The organism is Phenylobacterium sp. LjRoot219 (genome assembly GCF_964252995.1).
In the GTDB taxonomy this organism is placed as follows: Bacteria; Pseudomonadota; Alphaproteobacteria; order Caulobacterales; family Caulobacteraceae; genus Phenylobacterium.
Window position 1 is genome coordinate 864629 of the sequence record NZ_CAXUQI020000001.1, and the last position, 12375, is coordinate 877003.

The 12375-nt window shown below is 70.9% G+C and carries 13 protein-coding genes; 3 read left to right on the forward strand and 10 right to left on the reverse strand.

Features of this window, described 5'->3' with window-relative positions:
- The first annotated feature begins 45 nt into the window (after positions 1–45).
- A complete protein-coding gene (locus tag ACSQ14_RS04260) occupies positions 46–1110 on the forward strand; it encodes a class I SAM-dependent methyltransferase (protein ID WP_436010059.1) in 1065 nt (354 codons plus the stop codon).
- Between the two features lie 41 nt (positions 1111–1151).
- Positions 1152–1412, forward strand: coding sequence for a hypothetical protein (locus tag ACSQ14_RS04265; protein WP_436010061.1), 261 nt, complete (start codon positions 1152–1154; stop codon positions 1410–1412).
- 6 nt (positions 1413–1418) lie between these two features.
- Here the strand turns inward: ACSQ14_RS04265 and ACSQ14_RS04270 are convergent, their stop codons facing one another.
- The 6 genes from ACSQ14_RS04270 to ACSQ14_RS04295 form a co-directional block, all read right to left on the reverse strand.
- Complete coding sequence (locus tag ACSQ14_RS04270) at positions 1419–1769, reverse strand: hypothetical protein (protein WP_436010063.1); 351 nt, start codon at positions 1767–1769, stop codon at positions 1419–1421.
- On the reverse strand, positions 1766–2560 hold the full coding sequence (locus ACSQ14_RS04275) for a TetR/AcrR family transcriptional regulator (RefSeq protein WP_436010065.1): 795 nt from the start codon (positions 2558–2560) through the stop codon (positions 1766–1768). The genes ACSQ14_RS04270 and ACSQ14_RS04275 overlap by 4 nt, the downstream gene beginning before the upstream one ends.
- Positions 2452–3627 (reverse strand): vWA domain-containing protein, encoded by a 1176-nt coding sequence (locus tag ACSQ14_RS04280; protein ID WP_436015353.1) that lies wholly within the window; start codon positions 3625–3627, stop codon positions 2452–2454. The genes ACSQ14_RS04275 and ACSQ14_RS04280 overlap by 109 nt, the downstream gene beginning before the upstream one ends.
- 128 nt (positions 3628–3755) lie before the next feature.
- Entirely contained in the window at positions 3756–5135 is a 1380-nt protein-coding gene (locus tag ACSQ14_RS04285) for an OprO/OprP family phosphate-selective porin (protein ID WP_436010067.1), read from the reverse strand.
- Between the two features lie 133 nt (positions 5136–5268).
- Positions 5269–6822 carry a SulP family inorganic anion transporter gene (locus ACSQ14_RS04290; protein ID WP_436010069.1) on the reverse strand — a complete coding sequence of 518 codons (1554 nt, stop codon included), beginning with the start codon at positions 6820–6822 and terminating at the stop codon, positions 5269–5271.
- Positions 6819–7514: a carbonic anhydrase gene (locus ACSQ14_RS04295; protein WP_436010071.1), complete on the reverse strand. Its 696-nt coding sequence runs from the start codon at positions 7512–7514 to the stop codon at positions 6819–6821. Before ACSQ14_RS04295 ends, ACSQ14_RS04290 begins: the two co-directional genes overlap by 4 nt.
- 293 nt (positions 7515–7807) lie before the next feature.
- Between ACSQ14_RS04295 and ACSQ14_RS04300 the strand changes: the two genes are divergently transcribed.
- On the forward strand, positions 7808–9076 hold the full coding sequence (locus ACSQ14_RS04300) for a cytochrome P450 (protein ID WP_436010073.1): 1269 nt from the start codon (positions 7808–7810) through the stop codon (positions 9074–9076).
- Between the two features lie 6 nt (positions 9077–9082).
- Here the strand turns inward: ACSQ14_RS04300 and ACSQ14_RS04305 are convergent, their stop codons facing one another.
- The 4 genes from ACSQ14_RS04305 to ACSQ14_RS04320 form a co-directional block, all read right to left on the reverse strand.
- On the reverse strand, positions 9083–10411 hold the full coding sequence (locus ACSQ14_RS04305; RefSeq protein ID WP_436010075.1) for an ATP-binding protein: 1329 nt from the start codon (positions 10409–10411) through the stop codon (positions 9083–9085).
- The gene (locus ACSQ14_RS04310) at positions 10408–11151 is read right to left on the reverse strand and encodes a response regulator transcription factor (protein WP_436010077.1); all 744 of its coding nucleotides are present in this window, start codon (positions 11149–11151) and stop codon (positions 10408–10410) included. Before ACSQ14_RS04310 ends, ACSQ14_RS04305 begins: the two co-directional genes overlap by 4 nt.
- Positions 11152–11283: 132 nt before the next feature.
- Entirely contained in the window at positions 11284–11673 is a 390-nt protein-coding gene (locus ACSQ14_RS04315; RefSeq protein ID WP_436010079.1) for a hypothetical protein, read from the reverse strand.
- Positions 11670–12329: a hypothetical protein gene (locus ACSQ14_RS04320; RefSeq protein ID WP_436010081.1), complete on the reverse strand. Its 660-nt coding sequence runs from the start codon at positions 12327–12329 to the stop codon at positions 11670–11672. The genes ACSQ14_RS04315 and ACSQ14_RS04320 overlap by 4 nt, the downstream gene beginning before the upstream one ends.
- Positions 12330–12375 lie beyond the last annotated feature (46 nt).

Below are 12375 nucleotides of genomic sequence, written 5' to 3' on the forward strand. Positions count from 1 at the left end.
GTTCGCCCGGCCTCCTGCGGCCGTGTTCGCGATCGGGGTGGAATGATGTCTTCGCTGTTTGGCCTTCTGCGCCGCAAGCCTGCAGCGGCCCGCCCGATCGAGGCGCAAGTCGCGACGCCCGCGGCCTTGCCCGCCTGGGCCCAGCCGCTGTTCGTCTCGGCCTTGGCGCCGTGCGTCGCAGACGGGGCCGACGTGCTGGTCTGGAAGATCCAGGACGACGCCTCGACGGCGGTGATCTCCGACCAGTTCAAGGCCAACGCCGGCGACTATCATCAGCGCTACGCCGCCAGCGACCACTTCGAAAAGCTGTTCAATCAGGGGCTGGAGAAGACCGGCGTCACGGTCGCCGAGCGGCCGCTGATCCTCGACCTCGGCAGCGGCTCGGGCGTCAACTCGATCGTGCCGTGCATGCGGCTGTTCCCCGGCGCGCGCAGCATCGCCACCGACCTGTCCGGCGAACTGCTCTCGATGCTCGGCGCCTACCTGCGCGAGACCGGCGCGGTGGAGCAGGCGGTCTGCGTGCAGATGGACGCGATGAGCGACCACGTGGCCCCTGGCGCCTTCGACCTAGTGACCGGCGCGGCGATCCTGCACCACCTGGAGCGGCCGAAGGCCGGGCTGGCCGCGGCGGCCCGGGCGCTGAAGCCCGGCGGCCACGCCATCTTCTTCGAGCCGTTCGACGGCTACGGGATCATGCGCCTCGCCTACGAACGGATCCTCTCCGAGGCCAGGCTGCGCGGCGATCCACTCGATCCGCTCGTCGAGCGGGTGCTCGGCAACATGGTGATCGACACCGCGGCGCGGACCGATCCCGACCCGACGACGGCGGCGTTCAAGGCGCTGGACGACAAGTGGCTGTTCTCGCGCGAGCGCATCACCGCCATGGCGCAGGACGTGGGCTTCACCGAGATCCGCATCGTGCCGAACAACGACGGCGCCAACCTCTACCAGCTGATCGCGCCGATCCAGCTGCGGCTCGCCACCGGCCGCATTGACCTGCCGCTGCCGGACTGGGCGATGGACATCCTGAAAAGCTTCGACGCCGCTCTGCCGCCGTCGTTCAAGCGCATGGCCATGCTGGAAGGCACGCTGGTCCTGACTAAGGGCTGAAGAGGGGCGGAACCACGCGGGTCGCTGCGGGTTGCCCCGGCATGACGACCCCCGAGCCCAGCCATCTCGACCAGCACGATCCGGCGAAGGCCGACGTCCGGGACATCCGCGAGGAGGCCGACCGCGAGATCGACGCCTATCCCGGCGACCACGCCGACTTGGTCCTGCTGCTGCCGGAGGATGACTGGGCGCAGTTCCTCGAACTGACCGGCGGCCCCGACGAGGGTGGCGAGACGCACTACCGGGGGATCCGCTTCCGCAAGGCCGCCGTCACCGCGGTGGTGGCGCAGGAAGGCTTCTGAGCGGCCTCACATCGCGTGGGGCAGGGCCATCGTCTCGCCGGTCCAGAGCGCGATCCACAGATGGCAGTTGGCGCCCACCGCGATCGCCCATGGGATGGTCAGCAGCCCGTTCGCCAGCACGGTCGACGGCGCGCGCCGAAACCCGATGGTGAAGCTCGCCAGCAAAGCCAGCAACTCTCCGACGGCGTAGGACCAATGGGCGAAGCAGTCGGCCTGGCTGGGGTCGAGCAGCGGCGAAAGCGCCAGCGGGAAGGCGAAGCTCGTGGCGAGCCCACAGGCGAGGCCGAGCGAACGCAGCCTGAGCAGCAGGCCGCTGTCGATCGCCACAGCTGTCGTCAGCGCTCGCACCATGGTCATGCCCCAACTCCGGAGTGGAACCCAGCTTCAGCGAAGTCGAGCATTCGCGCCAGCAGGTCCGCGGCGTCACCGCCGGCGGTGAGCCCGCTGGAGAGGTGGTTTAGCCGCTCGAACTCGGCCGGGCGGCAGTTGTGGACCATCCCCAGGCAGAAATGCAGCCGCCAGTAGACCGTCTCGCGCGGCAGGTTGGGCTGCGCGGCGATCAGCGCCTGAGCGAAGCGCTCCAGGTGCGAGACGTCGTGCTGCAGCGCCTCGCGCATCTCGGCGGTGCCTTCCGAGCGTGCGCGGATGATGAACTGCATCGACACGCGCCGCGGGTTCGCCGGTTCCGACCAGCTCAGCGGCGGGGCGAACAGCGCCTCCAGGATCTCGCGCACCGGCGGCGCGCCGGCGTGGCGGTCGTGGGCGGCGTGCAGCAGGCGCGCGCGCTCGCGGTTCAACTCGCCCGCACGCCGGCGGAAGATCTGGAACAGCAGGGCGTCCTTGGAGCCGAAGTGGTAGTTCACCGCCGCCAGGTTGACCCCGGCCTCGGCGGTGATCTCGCGCACCGAGACCTTCTGGAAGCCCCGCAGGGCGCACAGCCGCTCGGCGGTGAGGAAGATGGCCTGTTTGGTCGCCGCCTGCGCCTCGTCGTTCTCGGCGCCGTCGTCGGCGAGCAGGTCGCCGGTGCGCTCGGGCCCGGTCAGCGGGCCAGTTCCTTCATCGCCCGCTCCAGCCCGTCCAGCGTCATCGGGAACATCCGGCCGCCGACCAGTTGCTTGATCAGGTTGACCGAATTGGTGTGCTCCCACTGGCGCTCCGGCACCGGGTTCAGCCAGACCAGGTGCTCGTAGATGTCGGCGACCCGTTGCAGCCAGACGCCGCCGGCCTCCTCGTTCCAGTGCTCCACCGAGCCGCCCGCGTGGGTGATCTCGTAGGGGCTCATGCTGGCGTCGCCGACGAAGACAACCTTGTAGTCGTGCGGGAACTTGTGCAGCACGTCCCAGGTCGGGACCTTCTCGACGTTGCGCCGCCGATTGTCCTTCCACACGCCCTCATAGAGGCAGTTGTGGAAGTAATAGAACTCCATGTTCTTGAATTCGGAGCGGGCCGCGGAGAACAGCTCCTCGCAGACCTTGATATGGCCGTCCATCGAGCCACCGATGTCGAGGAACAGCAGCACGCTGACCTTGTTGCGCCGTTCCGGGCGCAGCTGGATGTCGAGGTAGCCCTTCTCCGCCGTGCCGCGGATGGTGCCGGGCATGTCCAGCTCTTCGGCCGAGCCCTCGCGGACCCAGCGGCGCAGCCGGCGCAGCGCGACCTTGATGTTGCGGGTGCCGAGCTCGACGGAGTCGTCGAGGTTCTTGTACTCGCGCTTGTCCCAGACCTTCACGGCGCGGCCGTGGCGGCCCTTGTCCTGGCCGATGCGCACGCCTTCGGGATTGTAGCCGTGGGCGCCGAACGGCGAGGTGCCGCCGGTGCCGATCCACTTGTTGCCGCCCTCGTGGCGCTTCTGCTGCTCCTTGAGCCGCTCGGCCAGGGTCTCCATCAGCTTCTCGAAGCCGCCGAGCGACTCGATCAGCGCCTTCTCCTCGTCGGTGAGGAACTTCTCGGAGATCTTCTTCAGCCACTCGGTCGGGATGTCGGCGGCCTCGTCGCCCTCGATCCGCTCCAGGCCCTTGAAGACGTGGCCGAACACCCGGTCGAACTTGTCGAGGTTGCGCTCGTCCTTCACCAGGGCGGCGCGCGACAGGTAGTAGAAATCGTCGACCCGGCGGTCGATCACCGCCTTGTCGAGCGCCTCCATCAGCATGAGGTACTCTTTGAGGGTGACCGGGACCTTGGCCTCGCGCAGCTCGGTGAAGAAGCGCATGAACATCGCGGCGGTCCCCACCTGAGCGCCCTCGCGGGCGGCCCATCCTCTGGTTGGCGCGCCCGCGGCGGCGAACGGCTGTTTGAGCCGGGAAAATGGAGCCGCGGGTCGGCGATGTCCAGGCGAACGACCGGCTAGAAGTCCAGCTCGAAGCGCGCGGCGCCGACGTGGACGCCGTAATCGCGCTCGCCCCCGACGGCGGCCAGGGCGGCGTCCTGGTAGTCGAGGTAGCCGTAGTTCAGGTTGATCCGCAGGTCGCGCAGCGGGGCCCAGATCAGCGCGCCCAGGTAGCCGCGCTGCACGCCGCCGCGGATCGCGCCGTCGTTGAGGCTGAGATAGTCGTAGCGCAGGTTGAGCTGCAGCGAGCCGAAGCCGCCGTCGCCCAGCGGCCGGGCCGGGGCGTTGCGGGTGAACTGGCCGTCGCGATAGCCGCGCCCGTCGCCGCGGGTCAGGAACCAGCCGACTTCGCCATAGCCGCCGAAGAAGGCCGCGTCGGGCGCGCCCGGCCGGCGCGCCCGCAGCCAGTGGCCCTCGCCGGCCAGATGCCAGGAGCCGCGGATCAGCGCCGCCTCGAGGCCGTAGTTCAGCTCCTGGTCGACGCTCAGCGCCGGGGTGGCGACGATGCGGCTGTTGTTGGCGTGCAGATAGGGCCGCTGGCGGTAGCGGGTGGTGGCGTCGGCCAGCCGGTTCAGCTTGCGCCAATGGGCCGAGCCGCCGAGGTGCAGCTGGGTGTCGCCGAGCCGGGGCCCGAAGGCCAGCCGGGCGTCGAGGCTGAAGCTGTCGTTCTCGTCGCCGCCGTCCGGTCCGTCGCTGGCGTCGGAGAGCGCCTCGACGTCGTCGGTGAAGACGCCGGCCTGCACCAGCCACGGCTTGCTCCGGTACTGCGCCGAGACCCCCAGCCGCCGCTCGAAGTTGAAGGCGTCGGTGAAGGCGGCCCGCTCCATGAACGAGCCCGTGGTGTCGCCGGTCAGCTCGTCGAGCGCCTGGAAGGCGTTGTGGTTGCCCGCCGTCACCAGCCAGCGGCCGGTCTCGTAGGTGACGAAGGTGTCGACCAGGTCGACGGCGTTGTCGGAGAGCTCCAGCTCGAGCTTGTAGCCGATGCCGGCGCCCAGCGCGCCTTCGCCGCCCAGGCGGATGCGGCGGAACTCGTTGGCGAAGCCGAACGCCGGATCCTCCAGGCCGGGCGGCTGCGAGACGTAGCCGGCGTCGGCCTGGATGCGGCCCTTCACCTTGAAGGCGCGGTCGCCGCTGACGAACTCGGGCGAGCCCTTCCAGCGGATGCGGGTCTCCTCCGCCGGCTTGGCGGGCGGGGCGGGGATCTGGAGCACCGGCGGGGCGGAGGCGGCCTGATACAGGCGCTGCTCCAGGCCGTTGATCTGCGCCTTCAAGACGGCGATCTCGGCCCGCAGCCCTGCGGCCTCCTCGGCGCTGATGGTCCCGGCCTGAGCGGCGGCGGGGCCGGCGGCCAGCCAGGCGGCGGCCACGCCGAACAGGGCATACGCAGACTTGGGCACTTGCGGGTCCTACTGACGCCGGGGAGGGCGCGCGGAACCTGTCAGCGGTGTCTTTCCGGCTCGCATCAGCCGTGTTGCAAACTGTGTCGGGCGGCGGTGCTGGCCTGGTCTGACCGCCGCCCGACGCCCCGGCTCAGCCGTGTTCGCCGGCCAGGGCCAGGCGCTGGCGCATCGGTTCATGCGCCTGCACCTCGACGCGCCCGCCGCTCGTCCGGCGGCCGCGCAGCCACTCGGTGAGCACCTCGGCGCAGGTGTGGTCGAGGCTGGAGAGCCGCTCGAGGTTCAGGCGGATCATCCCCTCCCGCGGGGCGGACTCCAGCGCCTTGGCGATTTTCGGCAGCTGCACGAAGGTCGCCGCGCCCTCCAGGCTCAGTTCGCGCTCGTCCGGGGTGATGTCATGCGCCCGGATCCGCAGGCGCAGCCGGCGCAGGTTCGGGATCAGCTCCAGCAGCGTCAGCGCCATGCCGACCAGCACCCCGGTCAGCAGGTCGGTGGCGACGACCATGACGAAGGTGGCGGCCCAGATGACGGTCGGCAGCACGCCGTGCCGCTCGAACAGGTGCTTGGCGTGCTGCAGGCTGACCAGCCGCCAGCCGGTGACCACCAGCACCCCGGCCAGCGCCGCGCTGGGGATCTGCCGCAGGACGAACGGCAGCAGGGCGACGAAGGCCAGGATCCAGACGCCGTGCAGGATGGTCGACAGCCGGGTCTGCGCCCCGGCCTGAACGTTGGCCGAGCTGCGGACGATCACCCCGGTCATCGGCAGGGCCCCGGCCAGGCCGCACAGCATGTTGCCGAAGCCCTGGGCGGCCAGCTCCTTGTTGTAGCGGGTGCGCGGACCGGAGTGCATCCGGTCGACCGCCGCCGCCGACAGCAGGGTTTCGGCCGAGGCGATGAAGGCGATGGCGATCGCGGTGACCAGCAGCGCCGGCTCCGCCAGCCTGGCCAGCGAGCCGGCGTCCGGCGGGGTGATCGCGCCCAGGATCGACGCTGGCACGGTGATCTTCTGCACCGGCAGCTGCAGAGCCGCGGCCACGCCCGCGCCGGCCAGCACGCCCAGCAGGGCGCCCGGGACAAGCTTCAGCTTGGCCGGGCGGATCTTCTCCCAGACCAGCATGGCGGCGATGGTCGCGACGCCGACCAGGAAGGCCGACTCCGCCGCGCCGAGACCTGTCGGGTTGAGGCTGAGGAAGGCGCCGGGGATGGCCATCAGGTTCTGCAGGCCGTGCGGGCTCGGCCCGTCGCCGAACAGCACATGGATCTGGCCGACGACGATCAGCAGGCCGATGCCGGCCAGCATGCCGTGCACCACGGCCGGCGAGATGGCGCGGAACCACTGGCCCAGCTTGAGTGCGCCGGCGGCCAGCTGGATCACCCCCGCCAGGAACAGGATCGGCCCCAGCATGCTGAGGCCGTGGCGCTGGACGATCTCGAAGACGATCACCGCCAGGCCGGCGGCCGGGCCGCTGACCTGCAGCGGCGAGCCGGCCAGCGCGCCGACCACCAGGCCGCCGATGATGCCGGTGATCAGGCCCTTCTCCGCCGGCACGCCGGAGGCGACGGCGATGCCCATGCACAGCGGCAGGGCGACCAGGAAGACGACCACCGAGGCGGTGACGTCGCGCATCGTGCGCCCGGGCGCCTGCGCGTCGCCGGGCGTCTCCGAACTGACCGGGACGGCGGTCATGCGGCGTTGTCCCGCAGCAGGTCGGCGGCGGCCAGGCGCGGCGTCGCCGACAGCGCCACCGGCAGCGGCGCGTTCTCGCGGACCGTGGTGAACTGCCCGCTGTCGCCGTCGAGGGCGAGGATGTCGCCGGTCTCGATGTCAAAGAACCAGCCGTGCAGGGTCAGTTCGCCGCGCGCCACGCCGGAGGCGACCGAGGGATGAGTGCGCAGGTGGTTGATCTGCACCACCACGTTCTCCAGCGCGAGCACGCGCGTGGCCTGGTGGTCGTCCAGTCCGTGGTAGGCGGAGCAGACCACGCTGTGCGCGGCGTGGGCGTGGCGCAGCCAGGCCGCGACATTGGGCATGCGGGCGAGCGCCGCCGGGTTGGAGAAGGCCTTCATCGCCCCGCAGTCGGAGTGACCGCAGACGACGATGTCGCGCACGCCGAGCGCCATCACCGCGTATTCGACGGCCGAGGAGACCCCGCCGTTGGCCTGGGAGAAGGGCGGGACGATGTTGCCGGCGTTGCGGCAGACGAACAGGTCACCCGGCGCGGCCTGGGTGATGATCTCAGGCACCACCCGACTGTCGGCGCAGGAGATCATCAGCGCCTTCGGGCTCTGGCCGTCGCTGGCGAGCCGCCGGTAAAGCGCCTGCTGCTGGGGGGAAACCTGGTCGCGAAAACGCGCGGCGCGTTCGAGTACGTGGTCCATGGGCAGCCTCCGGATGCGGGGGATGCGGCGACGGTCTCGGACGGCCGGTGGAAGATTGGGGATAGTCCACCGTACGGGGGATAAGTGGACCGCCGCCGCAGGCTGCTTTTCGCGGAGGCGCTTTGCTGCTCGACAGCAGCCGCGTGACAAAGTGTGTCGCGGACCGGCGGGCGGCTGACCTCGGCCGGTCGTCGATCGCTGGGGCGAAGTCTTGGCGGCCCGGTCAGAGACGATCAGCGCGACGGCTTGCGCCCCGCCCCCGGCGCGCGCAAGGCTCGCCGCGGGAGGTGACAATGACAAAACCACGCACGCTGGACTCGATCCGGGTCGACGTTCCGGTTCCGCCGCATGTGCCGAAGGACCGGGTGGTCGACATCTCCTTCGCGATGGGCTCCGTGCCCAACGACCTGCGCGACCCCTACGAGCCCTTCGACTGGCTGAACGGGCCGGAGATACCGCGCATCCTCTACAATGCGCCCCAGGCCCGACCCAGCGCGCTCGGCGGCGGAAAGGGCAACTGGGTCGTCACCCACTATGACGACATCGAGCGGGTCTACACCGACAACGACACCTTCTCGAACAAGGGCACCGCCGAGTTCCAGGCGCTGATCGGCGAGACCTTCCGCTCGATCCCGCTGGCGGTCGATCCGCCCGAGCACGCCAAGTACCGCATGTACCTGATGCCGCACTTCTCGCCGGCCCGGCTGAAGCTGATGGAGCCGCACATCCGCGACGTGGTCGTCGAGATGATCGAGGAGTTCGCCGCCAAGGGCGAGGTGGACGTCGCCTGGGATTTCGGCCGCGTCTACCCGGTGCGGATCTTCATGGGCCTGATGGGCTTCCCGCCGCCGATGTTCGACCAGTTCCTCGACTGGGAATGGGACATCCTCCACTCGAACGACCTGGGGAAGATGCAGGCGGCGCTGCGCGGCGTGCTGGAGTTCCTGCGCGGCTTCATCGCCGAGAAAGAGGCCAATCCCGACGACCACCTGGTGTCGCGCATCGTCCACGGCGAGATCGAGGGGCGGGCGCCGACCGAGGAGGAGAAGATCGGCATGGTCTGGTTCCTCTGGCTCGGCGGGCTGGACACGGTCGCCGCCACCATCAGCCAGATGTTCCGCCGCATGGCGCTCGAACCGGAGATCCAGACCCGCCTGCGCGGCCATCCGGAGCTGATCGAGACTGCGGTCGAGGAGTTCCTCCGCACCCAGCCGATCCTCAGCTCGGGCCGCAGCGCCAAGCACGACTTCGAGTGGCACGGGGTGACGATCAAGGCCGGCGAGTCGATCACCTGCCTCAACAGCTCGGGCAACTTCGACCCGGCGCAGTTTCCCGACGCGCGGACCTTCGACCCGGCGCGGCCGATCAACCGGCACTTCACCTTCGTCGGCGGCGTCCACCGCTGCCTGGGCGCGCCGCTCGCCCGGCGCGAGCTGTGGATCCTGCTCGAGGAGTGGTTCAACCGCATCCCCGAGTTCCGGGTGAAGCCGGGCGCCGACTCCACGGTCTTCCCGGGGCTGATGTCGATCCGCAACCTGCCGCTGGTCTGGGACGTGAAGTAGGGGGAGCTAGCCGGCCTGCGGCAGCCGGATCTCGGCGCGCAGGCCGCCCTGCGGCCGGTTGCTCAGCCGCAGCACGCCGCCTTCGCCGGCGGCGATGCGCTCGACGATGCTCAGGCCCAGGCCGAGCCCGCTGGTGTTGCGGGCGCGCGCGTCGTCGAGCCGCTGGAAGGCCTCGACCACCCGGTGCAGCTGGTCCTCGGGGATGCCGGGTCCGTCGTCCTCGACCGCCAGCACCAGTTCGCGCCCCTCCAGCGCGAGGCTCAGCTCCGCGCTTCCGGCGTAGGTGATCGCGTTCTGCACCAGGTTGTCGGCGGCGCGCTTCAGCGCCGTCGGCCGCACGGTCGCCATCAGCTGGTCCGGCCCGCGGTAGCGCGCCTCGCCGCCGGCGTCGCAGACCGCATCGACCAGGGTGAGGCAGGTGGCGGCGACGTCGGTCAGCCGCGCCGGCTCGCTCTCGTGCTGGCCGCCCAGATAGGCGAGCAGGGAGTCCAGCATCGCCGACATCTCGTCGACGTCGCGCTCGAGGGCGACGCGGGTCTCCGGCTCGGCGACCATGCCGGCCCGCAGCCGCAGCCGCGACAGCGGCGTGCGCAGGTCGTGGCTGACTGCGGCCAGCGCCTGGGTGCGGGCGGCGAGCAGGTCGGCGATCCGCCGCTGCATCGAATTGAACGCGCGCGCCACCCGCCGTAGATCGCGGGCGCCTTCCTCCGGCACGTGCACCACCCGGCCGTGACCGACCGTCTCGGCGGCGTGGGCGAGCACGCGCAGCGGCACGCCCATGCTGCGCAGCAGCAGCACCGCGGCCGCCAGCACGCCGGCGCAGAGGATGGCCGCCGAGACCAGCCGCTGCACCACCAGCCGCCGGACGCTCTTCGGCAGGTCGGTGGAGACCTCGGCCCAGGAGCCGTCGCGCAGCTCGACCGCCGCGCTCAGCCGGCTGGGGGTGACGACGCTCTTGCTCGGCGCGATCTGTAGCCTGAGGTCGCCGGCGTGAAGCTTCGGCTCCCAGGCTTCCATGATCCGCCGCACCTCAGTCAGTTCGCCGGCGCCGTTCGCGCTCGGCAAGCCGGTGACCCACTGCCATGAGACCTTCACCCGGCCGGTCGCCAGCGACTCGGCCACCGCCGGGCGGGCCGATTCCGGCGACTTATCGAGCACCTTCGCCGCGGTCGCCAGCAGTTCGGCGACCTCGCGCGCCTGGTCGGTGCGCGAGGCGCGGATCTCGTCGTGCTCGTAGAGGATGAAGCTGCCGAAGAATTCGATCAGCACCGCGCACATCACCACCAGGGTGGCGCGGCCGATCAGTCCCTGCGGCAGCAGGCGGAAGCTGTTCAATTGCGCTCGACCGGCAGGGCGAACATGTAGCCGACGCCGCGCACGGTGCGGATGATGACGCCGTCCTCGCCGTCGCGGCGCAGCTTGCGGCGAAGCCGGCTGACCAGCACGTCGATGCTGCGGTCGGAGGCGTCGGAGATGCGCGCCCGCGAGAGCTCCAGCAGGCGTTCGCGGCCGATCACCCGCTGCGGCTGGCTGACGAAGGCGAGCAGCAGGTCGAACTCCGCGCCCGACAGGTCGACGGCGGCGCCTTCCGGCGAGACCAGCTCGCGGTGCGCCGGATCCAGCACCCAGCCGCCGAACCGCAGCTGACCACGCGAAATCTCCACCCGCCGCGGCTCGGCCCCCGTGCGCCGCAGCACCGCGCGGATGCGGGCGAGCAGTTCGCGGGCGCTGAACGGCTTGGCGACGTAGTCGTCGGCGCCGAGCTCGAGGCCGAGGAAGCGGTCGGCCTCGTCGCCGCGCGCGCTCAGCATGATCATCGGCACGTCGCTGGTCCGCCGCACCGCCCGGCAGAGGTCGAAACCGTTCGCCCCCGGAAGCATGACGTCGAGCAGGATCAGGTCGACCGGGCCGCCCTGCAGGCAGCGCAGCATCTCGCCGCCGGAGGCGGCGCTCAGCGGCCGGTAGCCGTTCTCGCGCAGCGTCCGGATCAGCAGGCCGCGGAGGGCGGAGTCATCCTCGACGACAAGCACTGTGGCGGATCCGGGCGAGGCGAGATCCAGATTCAGTTCGAACATACCGCCCTTTGCACGCGTCGCTTACGCCACCAAAGCGGGGCTTTATTTAAGTGCAGGCGCCCTGACTGCAAGGCGTCGACCGAAAGACATCTGTCGGCTGCGTCAAAGCGCCTGCTGTTCTGGTCGCGGCCGTTACGATCCGGCCACGGACGGATTGGCCACGGACGGATTGGCCGCGTCGGGGACGGCCGGGTCGGCGCCGGCGACGGTCGCCGCGCCGCAGGCGGCGTCGACCGCCGAGCGCACCTGCGCCGCCGCCTCGGCGGCGAGCGCCGGGGTCGGGTAGGTGACCCGCAGCGCCGCGCGGCCGACCGCGACCTTGCGGACCCCCGGCTGGGCCGAGAGCTGCTGCGCGGCCGCGTCCAGGCAGGCGGCGTTCCGGTGGCGGACGGTGACGGTGGCGGCGGCCTCGCGGGCGACCGCTTCGGTCAGCCACAGGCCGGAGGCCTGCGGACCGCCGGCGGCGGCCGGGCCGGCCGAGACGGCGAGCATGGCGAAGGCGGCGAAGAGTGCAATTCTCATCGGGCCGCCTCCGCGTCGTTGAGCGCCAGCTCGGTTTGCGGCGCGGCGAAGTTGCGGGCGGTCCGGTAGGCGTCGACCGCGCGCAGCAGGCCCTGGATCTCCGCCTTGGGCAGGGTGGCGCGGTGGTCCTGGCCGTAGGCGGCCTTGAACTTCAGCTCCCAGGCGTCGGGCAGGTCGCCGCCGGAGGCCTGGGCGATCCGCCGCAGCTCCGCCTCGCTGACCTCGAAGGCGACCTTCTCCAGGCAGGCCATAGCGAACTCGATCGCCTGGCAGTGCTCCCGGTTGCTCTCGAGGAGCCGGACCTGGGCCGAGGCCGGCAGGCGGGCGGTCTCGTAGTTCACCTGTTCGAATTGCCGGTAGGAGCCGGCGTAGTTGAACGACTGGCGCACCTCGAACCGCACCTTGCCGGCCTCCTTGTGCACATAGGCGCGCAGGTAGGTGTCGTTGTAGGGGGTGCGGAACACGCCGCGGGTGCTGCGGACCGCGCGCTCGGTGCTCAACACCGTCTCCTGTTCGAGCGGATCCTCGACGGTGACGATCGCCTGCTGCACGCCTTCGGGGGTGACCTGAGCGAAGGCGACGGACGGCGCGGCGGCCAGGGCGCAGAGCGCGGCCGTGCGCCAGAACCTGCCCCTCGGGGCGGCGGTGGTGATCATGCATCCTCTCCCGTGGCCGCCGGCTCAAAAGGGCGGGCGGCTCACG